19 protein-coding genes are annotated in these 20,443 nt (G+C 44.6%); 8 read left to right on the top strand and 11 right to left on the bottom strand.

Translation table 11 applies throughout. The features are described 5' to 3' along the window. Positions 1–8 precede the first annotated feature (8 nt). Complete coding sequence (locus WG943_RS13095) at positions 9–503, top strand: hypothetical protein (RefSeq protein WP_340409627.1); 495 nt, start codon at positions 9–11, stop codon at positions 501–503. Between the two features lie 72 nt (positions 504–575). On the opposite strand, the gene ggt is transcribed toward WG943_RS13095, so the two are convergent. Together ggt and WG943_RS13085 are read right to left on the bottom strand one after the other, a co-directional pair. Continuing rightward, on the bottom strand, positions 576–2,312 hold the full coding sequence (gene ggt, locus WG943_RS13090; protein WP_445323637.1) for a gamma-glutamyltransferase: 1,737 nt from the start codon (positions 2,310–2,312) through the stop codon (positions 576–578). Positions 2,313–2,400: 88 nt separating this feature from the next. Next, on the bottom strand, positions 2,401–4,509 hold the full coding sequence (locus WG943_RS13085) for a carboxy terminal-processing peptidase (protein ID WP_340409625.1): 2,109 nt from the start codon (positions 4,507–4,509) through the stop codon (positions 2,401–2,403). Positions 4,510–4,772: 263 nt separating this feature from the next. Here WG943_RS13085 and WG943_RS13080 point away from each other — a divergent pair, with 263 nt between their 5' ends. Together WG943_RS13080 and WG943_RS13075 are read left to right on the top strand one after the other, a co-directional pair. Then, positions 4,773–5,225, top strand: a complete 453-nt coding sequence (locus WG943_RS13080; protein WP_340409624.1) for a PA2169 family four-helix-bundle protein — start codon at positions 4,773–4,775, stop codon at positions 5,223–5,225. A gap of 96 nt (positions 5,226–5,321) precedes the next feature. Continuing rightward, the gene (locus WG943_RS13075; RefSeq protein ID WP_340409623.1) at positions 5,322–5,879 is read left to right on the top strand and encodes an arylesterase; all 558 of its coding nucleotides are present in this window, start codon (positions 5,322–5,324) and stop codon (positions 5,877–5,879) included. Between the two features lie 27 nt (positions 5,880–5,906). Here the strand turns inward: WG943_RS13075 and WG943_RS13070 are convergent, their stop codons facing one another. The 7 genes from WG943_RS13070 to WG943_RS13040 all read right to left on the bottom strand — a co-directional run bounded on the left by WG943_RS13070 (position 5,907) and on the right by WG943_RS13040 (position 11,580). Beyond that, on the bottom strand, positions 5,907–6,533 hold the full coding sequence (locus tag WG943_RS13070; protein WP_340409622.1) for a DUF4142 domain-containing protein: 627 nt from the start codon (positions 6,531–6,533) through the stop codon (positions 5,907–5,909). A 163-nt stretch (positions 6,534–6,696) separates the two neighbouring features. Then, positions 6,697–7,236, bottom strand: coding sequence for a hypothetical protein (locus tag WG943_RS13065; protein WP_445323636.1), 540 nt, complete (start codon positions 7,234–7,236; stop codon positions 6,697–6,699). Positions 7,237–7,382: 146 nt separating this feature from the next. Continuing rightward, positions 7,383–8,024 carry a fasciclin domain-containing protein gene (locus WG943_RS13060; RefSeq protein WP_340409621.1) on the bottom strand — a complete coding sequence of 214 codons (642 nt, stop codon included), beginning with the start codon at positions 8,022–8,024 and terminating at the stop codon, positions 7,383–7,385. A 122-nt stretch (positions 8,025–8,146) separates the two neighbouring features. Continuing rightward, entirely contained in the window at positions 8,147–8,866 is a 720-nt protein-coding gene (locus tag WG943_RS13055) for a fasciclin domain-containing protein (RefSeq protein ID WP_340409620.1), read from the bottom strand. A 156-nt stretch (positions 8,867–9,022) separates the two neighbouring features. Continuing rightward, entirely contained in the window at positions 9,023–9,721 is a 699-nt protein-coding gene (locus WG943_RS13050) for a fasciclin domain-containing protein (protein WP_340409619.1), read from the bottom strand. A gap of 153 nt (positions 9,722–9,874) precedes the next feature. After that, positions 9,875–10,960, bottom strand: coding sequence for a S1C family serine protease (locus WG943_RS13045; protein ID WP_340409618.1), 1,086 nt, complete (start codon positions 10,958–10,960; stop codon positions 9,875–9,877). A 44-nt stretch (positions 10,961–11,004) separates the two neighbouring features. Further along, complete coding sequence (locus tag WG943_RS13040) at positions 11,005–11,580, bottom strand: RNA polymerase sigma factor (RefSeq protein WP_340409617.1); 576 nt, start codon at positions 11,578–11,580, stop codon at positions 11,005–11,007. Between the two features lie 145 nt (positions 11,581–11,725). On the opposite strand from WG943_RS13040, the gene WG943_RS13035 reads away from it, so the two are divergent. Next, a complete protein-coding gene (locus tag WG943_RS13035) occupies positions 11,726–11,917 on the top strand; it encodes a hypothetical protein (protein ID WP_340409616.1) in 192 nt (63 codons plus the stop codon). 148 nt (positions 11,918–12,065) lie between these two features. On the opposite strand, the gene WG943_RS13030 is transcribed toward WG943_RS13035, so the two are convergent. Then, entirely contained in the window at positions 12,066–13,250 is a 1,185-nt protein-coding gene (locus WG943_RS13030; RefSeq protein WP_340409615.1) for a proline dehydrogenase family protein, read from the bottom strand. Between the two features lie 315 nt (positions 13,251–13,565). Here WG943_RS13030 and WG943_RS13025 point away from each other — a divergent pair, with 315 nt between their 5' ends. Beyond that, entirely contained in the window at positions 13,566–14,660 is a 1,095-nt protein-coding gene (locus WG943_RS13025) for a bifunctional 3-deoxy-7-phosphoheptulonate synthase/chorismate mutase type II (RefSeq protein WP_340409614.1), read from the top strand. 9 nt (positions 14,661–14,669) lie between these two features. On the opposite strand, the gene WG943_RS13020 is transcribed toward WG943_RS13025, so the two are convergent. Continuing rightward, positions 14,670–17,363 carry a cation-translocating P-type ATPase gene (locus WG943_RS13020; protein ID WP_340409613.1) on the bottom strand — a complete coding sequence of 898 codons (2,694 nt, stop codon included), beginning with the start codon at positions 17,361–17,363 and terminating at the stop codon, positions 14,670–14,672. Positions 17,364–17,644: 281 nt separating this feature from the next. Here WG943_RS13020 and aroB point away from each other — a divergent pair, with 281 nt between their 5' ends. The 3 genes from aroB to WG943_RS13005 are packed head-to-tail and all read left to right on the top strand — an operon-like array spanning position 17,645 to position 20,438. Next, positions 17,645–18,682: a 3-dehydroquinate synthase gene (gene aroB, locus WG943_RS13015; RefSeq protein WP_340409612.1), complete on the top strand. Its 1,038-nt coding sequence runs from the start codon at positions 17,645–17,647 to the stop codon at positions 18,680–18,682. Then, on the top strand, positions 18,679–19,908 hold the full coding sequence (locus WG943_RS13010; protein ID WP_340409610.1) for a 3-phosphoshikimate 1-carboxyvinyltransferase: 1,230 nt from the start codon (positions 18,679–18,681) through the stop codon (positions 19,906–19,908). Before aroB ends, WG943_RS13010 begins: the two co-directional genes overlap by 4 nt. Positions 19,909–19,913: 5 nt before the next feature. Then, positions 19,914–20,438, top strand: a complete 525-nt coding sequence (locus tag WG943_RS13005) for a hypothetical protein (RefSeq protein WP_340409609.1) — start codon at positions 19,914–19,916, stop codon at positions 20,436–20,438. The last annotated feature ends 5 nt before the right edge of the window (positions 20,439–20,443 follow it).

The following is a 20,443-nucleotide window of genomic DNA, read 5'->3' as shown; positions in this document are numbered from 1 at the left end:
TGCCACACTTGTGGCAGGCTCTTTTGTTTCTATACTTTCTGTATAACCAAAGACCTCCGGAGGAGGTAAAGGATAAGTATAAATTTTGGAGAAGTATGAATATTGTAGACAGACCAGACATAGCAAACACAACACACGCTGCCACACTGATTGGCGCAGGGCTTGTAGGTTACCTTCTAAACGAAAATAAACCTAAAACGGCACTTATTCCGCCTGCAGTAGGAGGGGCGCTACTGTTGCTTAACGCAGGAGTTAAGCAAGGTAATAGAAATGTTGCACACGCAGCCGTAGGTCTTACATCAGTGCTCAGTATGATGACGGGCACTTTGCTAACAAAAGCATTAATGCCATCAGCAGATGCTATACAAAAGTTTACCCCAGAAGTACGCAATCGCAGAGCAGCTCTCTTCGGCTTAATGACGCTGACAGGAGTAGCTGCAGTAGGGGTGTACGTGGCAGGCTTTATTCAGAAACGAAAGGCTGCCGAAAAAGAGTTATACTGAAATCAGACAAAAAACAAGCCCGGTCTATACTTTAAGAAGTATAGACCGGGCTTGTTTTAAAAGTACACCATTCTAATATCCCATGGCTGTGTCGTCGCCACGAGGGTCAGCGCCACCTTCCAGTTTTCCGTTTGGCAATACTAATATGACATCAACGCGACCATAAGTACTACGCTCCATTAACTTATGACCTTTGTTTTGTAACTGGGTTCTAACCTCCGGGTTAATGGCCTTTGGCTCGTGTTGTATAGCGTCGGGTAGCCACTGGTGGTGGAAGCGGGGTGCGGCAACTGCCTGTTGCATGGTCATGTTATGCTCTATCACGTTTAAGATAGTCTGGTAAACCGATGTGATGATTGTAGATCCGCCTGGAGTGCCTACCACCATAAACAGCTTACCATCTTTCTCAAGTATAGTTGGTGTCATGGCGCTCAGCATGCGCTTGCCGGGTGCAATGGCATTGGCTTTACCGCCTACTAGACCATACATATTCGGTACACCTGGCTTGGCACTGAAATCATCCATCTCGTTGTTTAACAAAAAGCCCGCGCCCTCTACTATTACTTTAGAGCCATAGCTGCCATTCAGTGTGGTTGTAACTGATACAGCGTTGCCTGCTGCATCTACTATACTTAAGTGGGTAGTTTGTTCAGATTCGTAAACCGGAAGCACACCTTCTTTTATCTCTGCTGAGGCTGTTGCTTTTTCCAGGCTAACCGATTTCATTCTGTCTTTCAGGTATTCCTGATCGAGTAGTTGCTCTACAGGTACTTTTACAAAATCAGGATCACCAAGGTAAGCAGCACGATCAGCATAAACCCTGCGCTCTGCCTCTGCCATCAGATGTATGGTTTCAGGGCTCTGCCAGCCATATTTACTGATGTTGTAAGGCTCAATCATGGTAAGCAGTTGCATTAAAGCCACGCCACCACTCGAGGGAGGTCCCATCGAGATAACTTTGTAATCTTTATACTTTCCTGTAATTGGTTGGCGCCATTCAGCGGTATATTTCTCAAGGTCCTGGTGAGTAATGATACCATTGCTACGCTGCATCTCCTTTACTATATGGTCTGCTGTTTCGCCTTTATAGAAGCCGTCTCGGCCTTTGTCGCGGATGTGCTCTAGGGTACGTGCCAGATCAGGGTGCTTAAGGGTATCGCCGGGGTTCCATACTTTTACAGCCAGGTAGGGCAGGTGCTTGTTATGCTTTATAAACCTGTCGCGGGTGCTGTTTAGGCCATTTGCTTCTTTCTCTGTTAACACTACACCATTTCTGGCAAGATCAACAGAGGGTTGTACCAACTCCTCCCATGGCAAAGAGCCAAACTTCTGGTGAGTTTCGTACATACCGGCTACGCTGCCTGGTACACCAGCTGCCAAGTGCCCGGACAGGCTAAGCTCTGATATCACCTCGCCCTGCGCATCCTGGTACATGGTTTCGGTAGCAGCGCCGGGGGCTTTTTCACGGTAATCCAAAGAGCCAACGCTGCCGTCGGACTGGCGGTATACCAAAAAGCCACCACCACCCAGGTTACCCGCAGCCGGATGCGCCACTGCAAGTGCAAACTGTGTAGCAATAGCAGCATCAAAGGCATTTCCTCCTTTCCGAAGTATTTCTAAACCAATTCTGGAAGCATCAGGGTGTGCCGACACAACCATTGCCTTATCAGAAGTATAGCCTTGCTGGCTTGCCTCCGGTGTTCTGGTGGTTTTGCCGCAGCCGCTGAAAAGGGTGGGAAGTATAGCAATAAGTAGCAGCCATACTTTAACTGAAGTATGGTAGGGAAGGAGTGTGCTTTTCTTTTGCATAGTATAGGATGAGGTTAAGAAAGGGTAATATAAAAAAAGCGCCCGCTATGTTCAACATAGCGGGCGCTTTAAGTATAATTAAGGTTACTTATTTAAGATCAGTCTGGATTACAGCTACGGCTTCCTCGATGTAGATATCCTTACGGATGCTCTTCAGGAATTCCTTATTACGTGCAACCTGTGCGGTATCTGTACCGATAGCCTGAAGATCCTGTGGCAGGCGGTCAACCTTTAATACAGGCACTTCTTTCTGAGCCTCTTCGTAACGTTTTGCCTCGGCTTCTGCTTTCTTTTCCTCAGCTAAATACTTTGCAAACTGCAGTGAACGGGCTGTATTCTCCGATTGTTTTTTCAGGCGCTCTCCGCTTTCTTTTATCAGATTAAACGAAGTATTTTGCGAAATCCTGTTTTTGCTGTTAGCCTGTATCTTAGACACATTCAACCTGTTGTTCATCCAAGTTTTATAGTTGGCTGGTGCTATTTCATCAAACGGAAGCGGGTATTCCTGCTCTTTTTCACCGAACTCCATGTAGCTATAGGCATCTGGAAGTATGATATCAGGAGTTACGCCACGCAACTGCGTTGTACCACCGTTAATTCTATAGAACTTCTGTGTTGTAAGCTTAAGTGCGCCAAAAGGCTTGTAAGCGTTAAATTGTGCAGGCAGTGCCTCATCCAGCTCTACAAATTGTTGTACAGTACCTTTACCGTAAGTTGGGCTACCAATAATCACAGCACGTTTATAATCCTGTAGGGCAGCAGCCAAAATTTCAGAGGCCGAAGCACTGTTTGCATTCACTAGCACAGTTAACGGACCATCATACTGCACCTTTGGATCACGATCATCTAGTACAATGGCTTTTCCTGATGCTGTTTTTACCTGTACAATAGGACCTCTTTCAATAAACAGACCTGCCATTTCTACGGCATCGCCCAAAGAGCCACCGCCATTGTTTCTAAGGTCAAGTATAAGACCCTTCATACCAGCAGCTTTTAGCTTCTCTACTTCCTTCTTCACGTCAGCGCCACTGTTACGGCCGCCATTACGCTCAAAGTCGGCATAAAAACCAGGTAGCTTTATGTAACCAATTTTATCTTTGTCCTCAATTATCGCAGATTGTGCATAGGTTTCTTCAAACACAATCACATCACGAACAATCGGAACAACTTTTGTTGATCCATCTGGCTTCTTTACAGTAAGGCGTACTTCAGTGCCTTTCTTACCACGGATCAACTGAATAGCATCATCTAAACGCATACCCATTACAATAACAGGCTCTTCTTTAGCTTGACCAACTTTCTGAATTACATCACCTGGTTTCAGGTCGCCCTGAAGGTAAGACGGACTGCCTGGAACGATCTCATTCACTTTAATCTGTCCGTCGCTCTCTGTTAAAGAAGCTCCAATACCTTCTAACCTTCCTGTAAAGTTGATGTCAAAATCAGACTTAGCCTTTGGCGGGAAATAGCCAGTATGGGGGTCGTACACATTAGCTACAGCATTAATATAGATAGCACGTCGATCTTCTTTATTGATTTTTGAAAGGCGATCATACAAGTCTTTGTAATTCTGAGTTAACTTTTCGCGGGCCTCCTTCTCCATTTGCTCGAAAGTCTTTTTCTCTACTTTCTCGCCTTTAGCCATAGCCTGCTCCTGGTCTTTATGCATATCAGCTAATCGCACCAGTGTCTGGTACTTTAGTTGTTTGCGCCACTCTTCTTTAAGAGCAGCTTTATCTTTTGCATAAGATAGTTTTTTGCCCTCTAACTCAATATTTTCATCCTTCTCAAAATCGAACGGCTTGGCAAGAATCTCTTTATAGAAAGGCTCTGTTTCTTTTACACGCTGCTCAATAAGCGCTGCAGACATATCAAAAAAAGCATAAGAACCATCGCGCAACTGGTCGTCTATAGCCGTTTCGTACTTGCGCAACTGAGCTACATCAGAAGCAAGCAAGAACTTTTTATTATAGTCTAGGCGATTTAAGTAAAGGCCAAATGCTTTTTTGGAGAAAGCATCATCTACTTTCTCTGGTCGGTAATGCCCTTGGGTAAGGCCTTGCATCAGTGCCTTGATCAGTATCTCGTTTTTACCCTCAGGAACATCAGTAGCCCTATAAAGTATAAAGGAGCCTGTCAGTAAAACAACTGCAAGTACCGATAATATAATTTTTATTCTGGTTGTCAATGATAGCATCTAATTAAGTTAGTTGAACCAAGTTAGTCTGTGCAAAAGTAATGCCGCTATTGGATTACTTCTTCGTTAATTTTGTGTTTTTCAAAACGTAATGTAGTATAAATACAACTTAAATCATAAAGTAGCGCTTAGGCTTTCTACAGGTAAGTGTATTCTTTAGATTAAAGTCTGGTTTATCTATACGTTACGCCCTTAGTTTACATTTATTATAACTGCAGGCCTTATTATTTCGTTTCCAATTATAGAAACAAAAAATAAATGCTATGAATAACAGTCAAAAAGCCGTAGATGTTTTACAAGAGTTAAATCTGTTTGTTAACGATAGAATAGAGGGCTATAAGCACGCCGCTAAGTTAACGAAAGACCCTACGCACCAATCTTACTACAACGATCTTGTAAACCAGAGCACCAAGTTCTCTAACGAGATAAACAGCACCATTAGCAACCTAGGAGGCTCTACTGAGACAGGCACAACTGCAAAAGGTAAGGTTTACCGTGGTTGGATGGATGTAAAGAATACAGTTGTTGGCCGTGATGAGGAATCTGTGATAGAATCTAATTTATACGGCGAAGAGTGGGCTCAAAAAGCCTATAATGATGCTCTGGATAATAAAAATGAGCTGCCGCAAAACGTAGTGCAAATGGTTGAAAAGCAAAAAAATGCTTCTATGGCCACTTGCGAGCGCTTGCGCCAGATGAAGAACTCAGCTGATTAAAGCTAGTGATATGATAAAAAGGGTTGCCAAACAGGCAACCCTTTTTTGTTTTTAGCAGAATATACTTTGCAGCACCCCATTACGCTAATCTAATTCATGAAAAACATTTTATTTCTCGGGGATAGCTTAACGGCAGGCTATGGTTTGCCAGCTGCGCAGGCTTATCCCAGTCTTATCCAAAGTAAATTAAGTGAAGAAGGCTATACTCGATACAAAGTAATTAATGCAGGTGTAAGCGGCGATACCTCAGCAGGAGGACTCTACAGAATAGATAGGTGGCTATCGCAGCTAATAGACATTTTTGTGTTGGCACTCGGTGCAAACGACGGCCTTAGAGGCATTCCTACACGCGAAACAACCCAAAACCTGCAGCAGATTGTTGATAAAGTAAAGCACCAGCACCCCGAGGCAAAGATTATACTTTCAGGTATGGAGATACCAGATATAGTACCTGGCAGATACGCGGCTGAGTTCCGGAAGCTTTTCCGGGAATTGGCCCTAAAAAACAATGTTGCTTTTGTACCCTTCCTGTTAGAGGGAGTTGCCGGTATGCGGCACCTGAACCTACCCGATGGCTTACATCCTAATGCTGAAGGACAAAAGTTACTGGCCAAACATACTTGGGATGTACTAAAGGATATGCTGGAAATGTAAAAAGGCAGCTGTAAAGCTGCCTTTTTGTTAATTATTAATCTCTTCTACAATAGGTTTAGAGATACCTCCACGTTGGTCACTTCTGTTTTCCAGTTCCAGTTCGTAAGCCGCGGCCTGTTCCATGTATGCTCTGAGCTCTTTAAGTGTATTACGCTCCCAAATAGCAAAAGCCGAAGCATCCGTTTCTTCCATGTCTTTTATATTGTTGTCGATGTGTTTGATGGCATCTTTTTGTGATTTAACCATTTCTTCCCACAGCTCCTCGTCAAATTCATTTGCATCGGCTTCCTGAGGGTCATCTAGATAGTCCCTTTCATCATCGCTTAATTGTTGCGATAAGGTAAAGTTGTACTGCTGCTCCAGGTCCTTTAATTCATTCTGCTTTGTAGTAGCCCATTCGTTAAGGCGCTGTGCATAAAGTTTAAGGCTATCGGTTTGTGCTTTTTGCTGGGCCATAGACGCTAGTTCTTTTTGGAGCATCATATGCCGTGCTGTGTAAGCAAGTAATTCTCTTCTGTCATCAGTCAGCACAGAGTCTGCTGCTGATCCTGCCTCTGTTATAGTTGTTGTTTGGTCGGTGTTGCTGGTGTCGCCACATGCATACATCCCAGACAGTAGTGCCAGGCATAATATGCCCATCAAATATTTTTTCATAGGTTTATACTTTTGATACAACTAGTGTTTACCTTTTGCATACGCAATAAGCTTAAATTGTTTGCCTAAGCATCTTTTTGCTAGTAGTGACAAATAACAAAAACAGCAGCGCCTGCCCAAAACTTTGGGCAGGCGCTGCTGTTTTTGTTATACTTCAGATAGCTTAGTAATAAATATGCTCTCCTCTGTTTTTCTGGAAATGCGACTCAAAATAACGTGCATCTTCAGCGTTATGAGGCTTAAAGCCAAGCACGATGTTACCTTCCTTAATGCCAGACTCATAAACTTTGGCACGCTCTTCAGGTATACCGGCGCCAACCAGTGCACCAATCAGGCCACCTGTTAAACCGCCTGCACCAGCACCAGCTAAGCCAGCTGCCAGAGGACCTGCCACAATAAGGCCTAAACCTGGTATGGCTACAGAAGTACCAATAGCGGCAACAGCACCAATGATAGCACCTAGTGTACCACCAATGGCAGAACCAGCGCCAGTTCCTTCCAGCGACTTGTTGCCAAGTTCAGTATCACCTTCTTTGTCTACATCATCTCCAAAATGGCGGTCGCGCGCCTTGTCAGACATTACTACATTGATATCATCTTTGTCATATCCACGTGCTCTTAATTCATTGTATGCGCGTTCTGCGCTCTCTCTGTCACGGAACATGGCCGTCATCATGCCGGAATTATCTCTTTTGTCCATCATAGCTTTTGTTTTATAGTTTTATCGATTGTAAATATTACACCAGAAATCGCTTTCTGGATTAGGTTTATTATAACGATGCAAGGTTCTTTTAGTTACGACAGTAGCTTTGCAGCAGGTGGATTTGTTTGGGTAACATGCTATTTTGCTTACTTTTTAGGTGGTACCAGCACTCTATCTATCACGTGTACTATACCGTTAGAGGCTGTTACATCGGCTATAACAACTGTGGCATTACCAACTGTTAAGGTTTGCCCTTTCTTTCTTACAATTACGTTATCACCTTGCGCCGTTTTCATAGGCATGTTGTCGCGCATTTCAGTTGAGGCTATCCTGTTAGGCAGAATGTGTGCCTGGATCAGTCTCCTTAATTCTATTTTGTCATCAGTTTGTTTCAGTGCCTCTACAGTGCCTGCAGGCAAGGCTTCAAATGCTTCGTTAGTAGGAGCAAACACAGTATAAGGAGCAGGGCTTTCCAATGTTACAACCATATCAGCTTGTTTTATTAATTCAAAAAAGGTTGATAGGTTTGGGTTTTGCTGTACTAGTGCTACAATGTTCATATCACGGCCAATAGTGTTGTCCGCAGAAACGTTAGCTCTTGTGGTGTCTTCCGACGACATATCTGTATCAGGGTTCATAGCAGCTTGGCTCCCTGAGTTGTCTTCCATTATTTGTGTTTCAGCTGTTGTAGTATTCGTGCCAGTATCTGTGTTTTCGGTGCCGGCACAAGCCGCTAAGAACACTGAGTACAAAGTAAAAAGCAGTAAATTGTATTTGTGGTTTTTCATAGCATTTTGTATTTCAGAGTTTTACAGTTCATAAGTTTTTACGGTAGAATTTATACTTTGAATAAAAAAACAGCTCTCCTGTTCTGAGAGAGCTGTTTTAGTGAATAATCTTATACTATTGGTTATCGTAAGTCATCATCTATTGCGTCTTGGCTCGGAATAATTACCCTATCGATAACATGTACCATACCATTTGATGCCTCTACATCAGAAACTACAATAGCGGCACCTCCTACTGTGATAATATTATTAGAAGTTGAAATAGGCAGGTAACGATTATCCGACAACGTTATACGCTGGGATGAATTGAACTGTGTAGAAACTACTTTTGATGGAATAACGTGCGCCTGCAAAATAGCTGTTAACTTAGCTCTGTTTTCAGGCATCAGGAGCATCTCCAAATCCTGCTTAGATAATTTTGAGAACGCTTCGTTCGTTGGTGCGAAAAGAGTAAAATCACCTTCTTGTGTAAGGTCATCGGCAATGCCTGCCGCTTCTGCCAATTGTACAAAAGTGCTCAGGTTAGGGCTTTTTTTAGTAAGTTCTATCATGTTATACTTTTCAGTATCATCAATATCATTAAACATATCGCCTAATTGAACAGGGTTTGTAAGAGAAAGTGTGGCAACTGGTATAGTAGCAATTGGTACTGATACTTCTGTTGCTACTACAACACTTTTTGCGTCGTCCATGTCTTCAGTCTCACCGCCCATCGTCTGTGTTTCGCTCATGGTGGTGGTTTCGTTCATAGCCGTTGTGTTATTCATTTCGTCAGAGCTGGCGCACCCAAACATCGTTGCCGATGCAAGAGCTACAGCAGCCAGTGGTTTTATCGTTTTCATAGTTATTAAACTTTTAGTGGAACATAATATTTCTGCAGCTAGCTAAAGCTTAAACAGAAAATAAAATACATATAGAGTTAGGCCCCTCTGACATTAGAAGGACCAACTCTATATGTATTTTTATGAAATTTTAAGGAAATTGGTTACAAAATGATATTAGCGTATGCCACTATCATCAGTGGTGCTTACTACACCGTTTATTACGTGTAGCGTACCATTAGAGGCTTCTACATCAGGACGAACAACTGTAGCGCCGCCAATCATAATGTTGCTATTATCAACGCTTACATTAATAAACTTGTCTTCGCTTACTTGTATGCGTTGGTTGTCTTTAAATTGAAACGATTCAACTTTATTGGATAGCACATGCAGTTGCAATACCTTCAACAACTCTGCTTTGTTTTCAGGCTTCATCAGCATGTTAAGCTTATCTTGAGATAGAGAAGCAAAGGCCTCGTTAGTTGGCGCAAATATAGTGTATGTTCCTCCAGAGGAAAGCATATTTGCTAAACCTGCGGTTTCTACGAGTGTAACAAAAGTTGAAAGGTTAGGGGTTGATTTAGCTAGTGCAATAACATCCATCTGCTTTGTATCAGCGATGTCCTCAAACATAGCATCTATTTCAACTGGATTGGTCATGGTGATAGTTGTTTCCATGCCCATATCAGTGTTCATATTTGCGTCAGTCTCAGGCTGCATATCTTCAGTTTCACCGCCCATGGTCTGCGTTTCGCTCATGGTGGTGGTTTCGTCCATAGCCGTTGTATCGCTCATGTTATCAGAGCTAGCGCAGCTATACATTGTAAAGGATACTACAGCTGCTGCAATCATTGGTTTTAAAAATCTTTGTTTCATAGCTTTCAGTTCTAAATTTAAATGTGAGGCAAATGCCTGTACATCCCTTATTTAACTGAAATTATAACAAAATGTTAGACTAGCGCACTAACATTCCAACCAATAAAGAGTAGCTTTAGCAGCTTAAACTAAATAAAGATGGGGCTTAACGTATTAATTGTACACTTTAACTACAAAAACATAGTCTTTTAGCTTTTTAAGCTGTTGAGGCCTAGGGTTACCTAAAAGTGAATTATACTTAGGTAATGTCATAGGTGTCATGGTAGTAGATGCGGGCAACTCGTGTATCATCTGTAAAAGGTAAGCAGATTTAACAGCAAAGGCCGCACCTTCTTGTCCGGCTTGCTTGCCACTTATCACACCAATCAGGTTCCCTTTATCGTCTAGTAATGGGCCGCCGCTATTACCGGGGTTTAGCGGAATAGAAATTTGATAAGAAGTTGTATCGCCCTCAAAGCCAGAAACTGAGCTAAGTGAGCCTTCTCCAAAAACAACATCTTCGCGTGGGTAGCCTAAAGTAAACACTTTCTCGCCAAGATCTGACTCTTCTTTTTTGAAAGTATAAGGCAGCTTATTAAAGCCTGTGAAGTTGCTGTCAGATATCTTTAAAATAGAAAGGTCATGTATTTCGTCGCGGTATACTTCGCTTACTTTATACTTTATTCCTGATTTGTTCTCTACCATGATGGAGTCTGCGCCTTCTACCACATGCGAACTGGTTACTAAGTAGCCATCTGCAGAAATAGCGAAGCCAGTACCACTAAAAGCAGCTGCGCGGGGAGCAGGCTTGCTAGCATCGTTAATGCCGTTGATGATAGCTGTCTGTGTTTTTTTAAGGCGTTCTACCTCGCGGCGAAGTTCAACGTAGCGTGCTGTTTGCTGTTGTACCGGTGCTTTTAACTGTTGCACACTCCAGAGTGTGCCGAATACAGAAAGCAGTGAAACGCTTGCCGCAACTGCAACAGTTTGTGAATGGCGGTTCCAAAATACTTTCCAGGCACTTGGTGAGGCCTCCAGCGTTTTAGTTTCCATTTCAGTATGGATGTTCTGCAGTTGTTGCTTTAGCGCCTGGCGTTTGCCATACTTCTGCATCGAATCAAGCAATTGTTTGTGCTCACGTACTTCCTCGGCTAGGCGCATGTCAGTGTGCAACAGTGCTTCAAAAGCCTGTTGTTCCTCTACTGCCATTTCTCCATTCAGGTAGCGTTCAATCTGTTCGTAAGCGCGGTACTCTAACATCTTCTTCTGAAATGTGGCTAAAAGCCGGTTTAATGTTTAAGCCTTTACTCAACACCTGGCTTATAGGTGGCAAAAAATAATTTCTTCAGGCGCTGCAGGCACTTATACTTTTGGTTCTTAGCGGTATCAGAGTTGGTGTAGCCAAACTTCTCCGTAATCACCTGCATGCTTTGTGTATGAATGTAATAATCTTCTAAAAGCGAACGACACGGTTCACCCAACTGCCCAAGTGCTTCGCCCATTATACCAAACTGTCGTTCCTGCTCCTCGTGCTGTTGCGTGTCTTCCTCAACGGGTACTAAGTCACCGGTTTCATCCAGTTTAGTTGTATAGCGGCCTTTCTCAGCGAGCCGCTTCAGCCAAAGCCTTCTACACACTGAGTACAGGTAAGTCTTAATCTGGCAGCTAAGCTCTAAACTGTTGTCCCGTATCTTTTCATAGAACACGATAACGCCTTCCTGGTAAATGTCCTTGGCTTCGTCTTCGGTTCCGCTGTTACTCAAAATAAAATGAGAGATCATTGGGAAATAAAGTTTGTACAGATAAGCTAGCGCACGTTCATCATCGCGCCGGATTCCCTCGATCACTGCCTCATCCATCTCATACAAACTCTTCTTCATTCCAGTCAAATTTTAATACATGAAAGGCAGGATTGTAACCCACAGAAAAAATATTTTTAAATTTTTTAAAAAGTTGGGTTACCTATCTGCCGTCTTGGTATAAAGTTCCAAAATCGAAACCAAAACACTTAATCACAAACACAAAATGAAAAATTTATTCACTTTCGCAATCGTAGCTCTTGCTCTTTCTTTCACAGCTTGCACTAGCGAAGAAACTACTACTGAAACTGAAGCTACTGAGACTGAAGTTGTAGAAGAGACTCCAGTTGTAGAAGAGACTGTAGTAGAAGACACTACTGCTGTTGAAGCTGACACTACTGTTGCTCCAGTTCAGTAATTAAGCAAGAACTACAGCGAATAGCTTATAGTTCGAAACACAAAGCGGGACCTCGTACTTAGGTGCGAGGTCCCGCTTTTTTTGTGCCTGTGTAATAACAAATATTTAAAAAAGGCTGATTAATAACCAGCCTTTTGTTGTTTTAAAGTTATCGTTGCTTTTTTCGCCGTTCCACCTCATTTTGAATCAGCTGAAACTCACGGCTGCTTTGTCCGGCTATAGCTGTGTTCTCGTTTGCTCTGCGCAGTAAGTATGGCATTACCTCTCTTACCGGGCCGTAAGGCACATACTTCGCTACATTATAGCCAGCGTGCGCCAGGTTGTAAGACAAGTTATCACTCATGCCATAAAGTTGTGCAAAGTATACGCGAGGGTCGTTAGGTGCAATGTTGTACTGCTCCATCAGTTCTATCAGCAAATAGCAGCTTGCTTCGTTGTGTGTGCCGTTACAGAAAGCTATTCTGTCAATGTTCTCTACACAGAAGCGCAGCGATGCATTAAACAAATCGTCTGATGCTTGTTTCGTTGGATTGATTGGACTAGGGTACCCTTCCTGCTGTGCACGCTTACGTTCTTTTTCCATATAAGCACCACGTACCAGTTTCGCGCCCAAGTAATAACCGCCTTTTATAGCATTATCAAAATCACGCTTAATTACATCCAGCCTGTCGTGGCGGTACATCTGGTAAGTATTGTAGATGTTAGCTTTCTCTTTGTTGTAGAGTGCCATCATCTCATAAGTCAGGTTATCAATGGTCTCCTGAATCCAGCTTTCCTCAGCATCAATAAATACGCGCACATCCCTATCGTAACAATGCTTGCAGATGGCGTTTACACGATCGCGGCCGCGTTCAAAAGCAGCCCGCTCAGCTGCAGAAAGATCTTGTTTTTTCTGCACTTTCTCCAGCAGGTTTATATCAATCAAGCCTGTTACCTTAAAAACAGAGAAAGGAATATTTTTATTGCCATGAGCTTTTTCTATGGTGCGCAGCAGTTCGTCGCGTGTAGCGTCGAAGCTTTTTTCATCACCCTCACCCTCAACAGAATAGTCCAGGATGGTGCCTATGTTATACTTGCCAAGTTCTTTTATCGCACTATCACATTCTTCTATGGTCTCGCCGCCACAGAAGTGGTTAAAAATAGTTGGCTTGATGATAAACTTAACAGGCAGGTGCAGGTTAATGGCTGTGTTAAGCAATGTGCCGCCTACCTTTACAAAGGCAGGGTTGTTCATAGATTTGAACAGCAGGTACATTTTGTATAATTCAGCGTTGGATTTTGATGAAAATGCAACAGCAGTATCGTCGAATGAAACTTGGGTAACAGGATTCATAAAAGTATGTATTAGCGCGCGCAAAGATAGTGTATCAGATTATGTTAACAACCATTTTATAAGTTAGTTGGATGCTTTTCTAGCGCGTTGGGCTACTTTTAACTGAGAATAAACTCCTGTCCATTGTTTGCTGTTTTATCTAAGGGTACTAAATGTAGTTTTTTAGAGGCAATTATCAATAGTATAATTTGTACTGAAAGATGCTCTGTAACTAGAACGGGAAATTAGCCGGAATGATGCCTGAAGCATTTAATTCTTTTCTAAAATGTCAATTATCTTATTAGTTCGGTACCTTTGCAGTAAGTATTTTATTAGATGAAATTTAACAACAAAGAGTCTTTTTTTACCCAGGTTCTGGCAGGGGAGCAGGGGCCACTCAGAATAGCAGGACCTTGTAGTGCAGAAAGCGAGGAGCAGGTGATGCAGACAGCGCAGGCACTTGCTAAGCAGCCTGTGCATTTATTTAGAGCCGGAATCTGGAAGCCACGCTCAAGGCCAAACTCCTTTGAAGGGATAGGTTATAAAGGGTTGGAATGGTTAAGACAAGTAAAGCAGGAGTTTAGCCTGAAAGTAACAACTGAGGTTGCCAATGCAAAGCACGTGGAAGAGGCCCTAAAGTATGGTATAGATGTACTTTGGATTGGAGCCCGCACTACCGTAAACCCTTTTGCTGTGCAGGAAATTGCTGATGCCTTGCAGGGTGTACAGGTACCAGTGATGGTGAAAAATCCAGTGAACCCTGACCTGGCGCTCTGGATAGGTGCTATTGAGCGAATTTATAATGCAGGTGTTACAGATTTAGCTGCTATTCATCGTGGTTTTTCATCGTACCAAAAATCAAAGTACAGAAATGCACCGGTGTGGCAGATACCTATTGAGTTAAAGGCTCATTTCCAGAACTTGCCCATCATAGTAGACCCTAGCCATATTGCTGGCAACCGCGACCTGATTTTTCCGGTATCGCAGAAGGCGTTGGATTTAGGTTACGACGGTGTAATGATAGAAACGCACCCTGACCCAACCAATGCGCTAAGCGATGCCGATCAGCAGGTAACCCCAGCCAAGCTTGCCGAGATATTTGAGAAGCTGCAGGTGCGCAAAACCAATTACGATGATGCTGAACTGGTAAACCGTGCCGAAGAACTGCGCCTGCAGATAGATGCTGCTGACCATGATATAATAGCTGCGCTTGCCAAACGCATGGCACTGGTAGAACAGATCGGAGAGTATAAAAAGCAGAACAATGTACAGGTGCTGCAATTAGAGCGCTGGAAAGAAATATTCAGAACAAGGGCTGATTGGGCTTCCGAAGCGGGCATTGACCCGGCATTTGTAGAAGAGTTATATAAACTTATTCATGTGGAATCAATTCGGAAACAGACTGCCGTGATGAAAGATGGAATAAAGTAAGGAGTTAGCTTACTTAATATCTATATGGATTTTCCGGCGAAGACGGCTTTCCAGGAGTACCGCTATCAATGTTACAAATCCAGCACTAATAGATAAGGCAAGGTCGGGCAGAGCAAGCGGCTCCAGCCCAAAGAATTTCTCCAAGAAAGGCGCATAAATGGCAGCTATTTGTAACAGAAACGTAAGCGAAGCCATGTAAATAATAAGTGGGTTACCGTTTACGGAGAAGGGAAAGTGGCCAGCTGCACGAAGCCCAAGCGCGTGCCCAATTTGAGTAAAGCCTAAGGTTGCAAAGATCATGGTCTGCCAGCGCATATCTTCGAGGTTATCCGGGTTAATGTAGGCGGCGCCCATTCCAAGCGTGATTGCACCAATTAATACCCCTGACCAAGTTACATGGATGATGTCGCGGCGGACAAGTACAGATTGCTTGGGAGAGCGAGGCGGGCGTTTCATAGTATCCGGTTCTGCCGGCTCGGTGCCTAACCCAAGCCCCATCAGGCCATCAGTGAGCAGGTTCAGCCAAAGCAATTGCAGGGGACGCAGGGCTATATTTATACCTAGCAGAGGAGCACAAAGCATCACCAGCACTTTGCCCAGATTGCCTCCCAATGAAAATTTAACGAAGCGGAGCAGGTTATCATAAATAACGCGCCCTTCCTCTACGGCCGCTACAATGGTGGCAAAGTTATCATCCAGCAGCACCATGTCCGATGCCTCTTTAGCTACATCGGTACCTGTTATACCCATGGCCACACCAATATTGGCTGTTTTGAGAGCAGGAGAGTCGTTCACCCCGTCGCCGGTCATGGCTACTACTTGCCCTTTTTTCTGCAGCATTTCCACAATGCGCAGCTTATCTTCCGGCGATACCCGCGCATAAATAGATACCCGCGACACCAACTCTGCGAGTTCCGCCTCCGATACTTTGTTCAGCATCTCACCAGTTACGGCTTCTGGGTTATCGGTAATCTGCAGTTCTTTGGCTATGGCAGCAGCAGTAAGGGGGTGGTCACCGGTAATCATGATCGGGCGGATGCCGGCGGTACGGCAGGTGGCAACCGCAGACTTTACAGCAGCCCTTGGCGGATCTATCAAACCCAACATTCCCACATAGGTTAAGGCTTCTTCCAATGATTTTCCATCCTTTTTGGGTGCCTGTAACTCACGGAATGCGATACCTAGCACCCGCATTCCGTTCTGTGCAAGTGCGTCGTTTTGTTTCAGCAGGCGTTCGCGCCATACTTCAGTCATGGGTTCAGGGTGGTCTGTGAGCCACACCTGGTCCGCGATTTTGAGCAGGCTGTCTACGGCGCCTTTGGTGCAGGCAAGGTAGGGTGGGCGAGGAAGAAACTGTAACTCTGCAGGTATCTCGCTTCCAGAGTTAACTTGATGGACCGTAGTCATGCGTTTACGATTAGAGTCGAAGGGCTCTTCGTGTACACGGGGAAGCTGCTGCTCCAAGTTATCTTTTTGGAAGCCTGCTTTACTAGCCGCCGCCAACAAGGCTCCCTCTGTGGGGTCTCCGATTACCTGTGGCTCTTCTCCCTCAGAAGATTTAAGGACGCTGTCGTTGCAAAGCATGCCAATGGTAAGCGCTAGCTTGGCTTTATCCGGGATGTTTATACTTTTCTCTTGCTGCCCGTCAGCGTTCAGGTCCAGTTGTTCATCCGGAAATGCCACAGTAACTACTGTCATCCGGTTTTCGGTGAGGGTACCCGTTTTATCGGAGCAGATAACAGTAACAGAGCCAAGCGTTTCTACAGCAGGAAGCTTGCGCATGAGGGCATGCCGTTTCAACATCCGCTGAGCGCCAATAGCCAGGGTAATGGTAACTACTGCGGGCAAGCCTTCGGGCACCACAGCCACCGCCAAACTTACGGCAGTCAGGAACATATCTTCTAGCGGTTCTCCAATTAAAACACCCACCACGAACATGAGCACGGCGGCCACAAAACCAAGTATGGCCAATAGCTTGCCAAGCTGGTCCAACTTCTGCTGCAGCGGGGTTTGTTTTGCGGATACCTCCTGTAGCAGGTCGGCAATTTTTCCTAGCTCAGTTTGCATGCCTGTACCTATCACCACCGCTGTACCGCGGCCATAGGCTACGTTCGTGCCCAGGTATACCATGTTCTTGCGGTCGCCGAGTGGCAGGTCTGACCTTTCCAAAGGTATGATCTCTTTCTCCACTGCCTCTGATTCGCCGGTAAGCGCGGCCTCCTGCACACGTAGGTTGGCACTTTCGAGCAGCCGCATGTCTGCCGGTACTACATTGCCCGCCTCCAGCAGTACAACATCGCCGGGCACCAGCTCCCGTGCCGACAGCTCCTGTACTACACCATTTCTTCGGGCTTTTACCAAAGGCACTACCATGCGTTTCAGGGCAGCCATGGCTTTCTCTGCACGGTATTCCTGTACAAACCCAAGTACCCCGAACAGCACAACAATAGCCATAATGGCGATGGTTTCTATGTTTTTGCCCAAAAAAGCTGAGATAATGGCCGCCGCGATCAGGATAAGCACCATAACTTGTGTAAACTGCTCCCACAGCATCCGCAAAGGGCTTTTTCCGCTACGTTCCTGCAGTTCGTTAGAGCCATACTTGTTTAGGCGCGCCGTAGCTTCCTCTTTGCTCAGGCCTTGCTCTGATGAGCCAAGGTCGCTTAATACCTCTTTAGCAGATTGGGTGTGCCAGCTTTTCATCGCTTTCCTGATGGTTGATTTAGTGTACGATACGGAGGAGGTTAATTGTTTTAAAAGTGGGTAGCTTGATTATGAGTGATAAATGCGTAATTTTTATCTGAAGTATAACAGCCGCATTTGCTGTGTGTTTACGTAAAGAAGCGTTTGCCTGGGCTTTAGACAATTACTTTGCTGCTGGCAGCTGTATCACGTATCTTTGTAAAAACCATGAGCAAGTATGTAGTAGAGTCTGTCTCTTTGGTTAAAGATGCTTTATGCTCAGAAAAAAATACTGATAAAACATGACTGAAACTATACATATAGGCCAACAGGCGCTGCAGGAGCTGTCGGATTTTTTACAAAACCGTGCCTTTAGCAAAGTGGCGGTGCTGGTGGATGAAAACACGCTACACCATTGCTACCCTGCGGTTAAACCATTTTTGCCTGAGCATGACCTGATACAAATACAAAGCGGAGAGGAACACAAAACCCTAAAAACCTGTGAGCACATCTGGCAGCGCATGACGGAACTGAACCTGGACCGCTGGTCGGTGCTGGTGAATTTGGGCGGCGGCGTGATCGGGGACATGGGTGGTTTTTGTGCGGCTGTGTTTAAGCGTGGTTTATACTTTGTGCAGGTGCCTACTACGCTGCTTGCGCAGGTAGATGCCAGCGTAGGCGGAAAAACGGGTATCGACTTTCATGGTTTAAAGAATCATATTGGTGTATACCAGGAGCCGCAGGCTGTTTTTATTAATCCTGTTTTTCTGCAAACGTTGCCACCACGGCAGCTAAAATCCGGATATGCCGAGATTATAAAGCATTGGCTTATTGCAGATAAAGAGGCTTTCCAGACGCAGCGGCATGTAGGTTTGTTTACAGAAGATTGGGAAGAGCTGATTCGCCATTCGGTAAGTATAAAGTCTAAAGTAGTAGAGGTTGATCCGTTGGAGGGCGGTTATCGTAAAGTGTTAAACTTTGGCCATACGGTGGGGCATGCTGTGGAGAGCTACCTGCTAGAAAAGCCGGAGCAGGAACTACTGCACGGTGAGGCAGTGGCAGTAGGCATGCTTTGTGAAGCTTGGCTATCTGTAAATCATAAGCTGCTGTCGCAGGAGGAGTTGGATAAGATAGAGACATTTCTGGTGTCGGTGTATGAGAAAGTGCACCTAACCGAGGCCGATATCCAAAGTATAGCACAACTGGCCCTTCAGGATAAAAAGAATACCCGCACTACCATTAACTGTACGTTGTTAAGCGGCATTGGCAAAGCAGTGTACGACCAGCCTGTTACAGTGCAGCAAATTGTTGAGTCGCTGCGTTATTATTCCTTAATATGAGCAAAAGCCTTACCCTTAGCCACCCATCAGGTATTTTAAACACAAGTATAAAATTACCTGCTTCCAAAAGTGAGGCAAACCGTGCTTTAATTATTTCGGCGCTATCAGGTGCATCGTCTAAGCTATATAACCTTTCAGAAGCCAATGACACGCAGCTGCTGCAGCGTTTGCTTAAAAGTGAGGATGAAACTATAGATGCCGAAGATGCAGGCACGGTAATGCGGTTTCTGACAGCTTATTATGCAATAACGGGCCAGGATAAAACACTTACCGGAACAGCACGCATGTGCCAGCGCCCTATTAAAGTGCTGGTGGATGCACTGCGTGAACTTGGTGCAAGTATCGCTTACCTTGGTGAAGAGGGGTATCCTCCGCTGAAAATAGAAGCGTTTAAAGGCAGCGGCAAAAAGCACCTGAAAGTACGCAGCGACATCAGCAGCCAGTACATATCGGCACTGCTCATGGTGGCACCGCTGTTGCCGGAGGGGCTGGTTCTGGAGTTGGAGGGCAAAATCAGCTCTAAACCCTATATCAACATGACGCTCTCGCTGATGAAGCACTTTGGTGTAGAGGCAACATTCGAGAATAGTATCATTACTGTTCCGCATCAAAAGTATACATCCGGCAGCTTTCAGGTTGAGTCAGATTGGTCGGCGGCAAGTTATTGGTATAGTATGGTGGCTCTGGCTAAAGAAGCTGACATAACTTTACTTGGCCTAAAAGAAAAATCCTTTCAAGGTGACAGTGCCGTGGCAGAAATTATGAACCACCTGGGCGTTTATACCTACTTTACAGACGAAGGTGTGAGATTAACTAAAAAGCGCTGCGAAAAGCACTTGGTTTACGATTTTTCTGATTGCCCGGATTTGGCACAGACAGTGGTTGCTTTAAGTGCTGCCTTGGGCGTAACATTGGAAATAACCGGTTTGGAAAGCCTCCGCATAAAAGAAACAGATAGGATTCATGCCCTGCAAATTGAGCTGCTAAGCTTAGGCTGTAAATTAGAGGAAATAACGCCAGGCGTTTTTAGAATGGATCCGGGTATTATTTCTAAAGAGAGCTTCGTGTTTCGTACTTATCAAGACCACCGCATGGCCATGGCCTTTGCTCCTCTGGCTTTGCTCGCACCTACCACAATACAAGAACCTTCTGTTGTGCGCAAATCGTACCCTAGGTTTTGGGAGGATCTGGAGAAAGCTGGTTTTAAGGTAAAGTATAACGAATAGATATAATGGAAGAACGGAAGCTGTATGGAAATGCAAAACTGATAGAGAAGCTTCTGGACAAGATGCAGCTGATGGAAGAGGTAGCCGGAGGCTGGGCAGCAGTGTATAAAGATACTTCATCTGGCAGGTTCTGGATGAAGTGCTATACTACAGCCGGCGAACAAAGCAGCGGCGGCTACGAGCTGCTCATCCGGCTTCCGTTGCCAACAACTAGCGAGTTGGTCAGTATTGCCATAGAATCACCTTTCGAGGATGAAGCAGTAGCAGCTATTATGCGTTTGCTTGAGGAGGAGGCGCTGGAGGGTAAAGATTTCCGACATTTGCTGGTGCAGCAGTTGGAGGAAATAAACCCAGAAAGTATAAAGCTAGAGCAGAAGCAGCGGGCGCGAAAAATCATTACACTTACCTCATTACTTGACCCTACCAATAAGCGGCCGATAAAAGGGAAAACAATTGATCAGTTACAGGCAGATGCTTTATACTTTGAGGCTGTTTCGAAAAAGGCGCTTAAGCTGTTAGATAAGTTGTAGTTTAG

Source organism: Pontibacter sp. H249 (genome assembly GCF_037892465.1).
Taxonomy (GTDB): Bacteria; Bacteroidota; Bacteroidia; order Cytophagales; family Hymenobacteraceae; genus Pontibacter.
The sequence above is the reverse complement of the archived record's forward strand: the minus strand, read 5'-3'. Positions and strand labels throughout refer to the sequence as shown.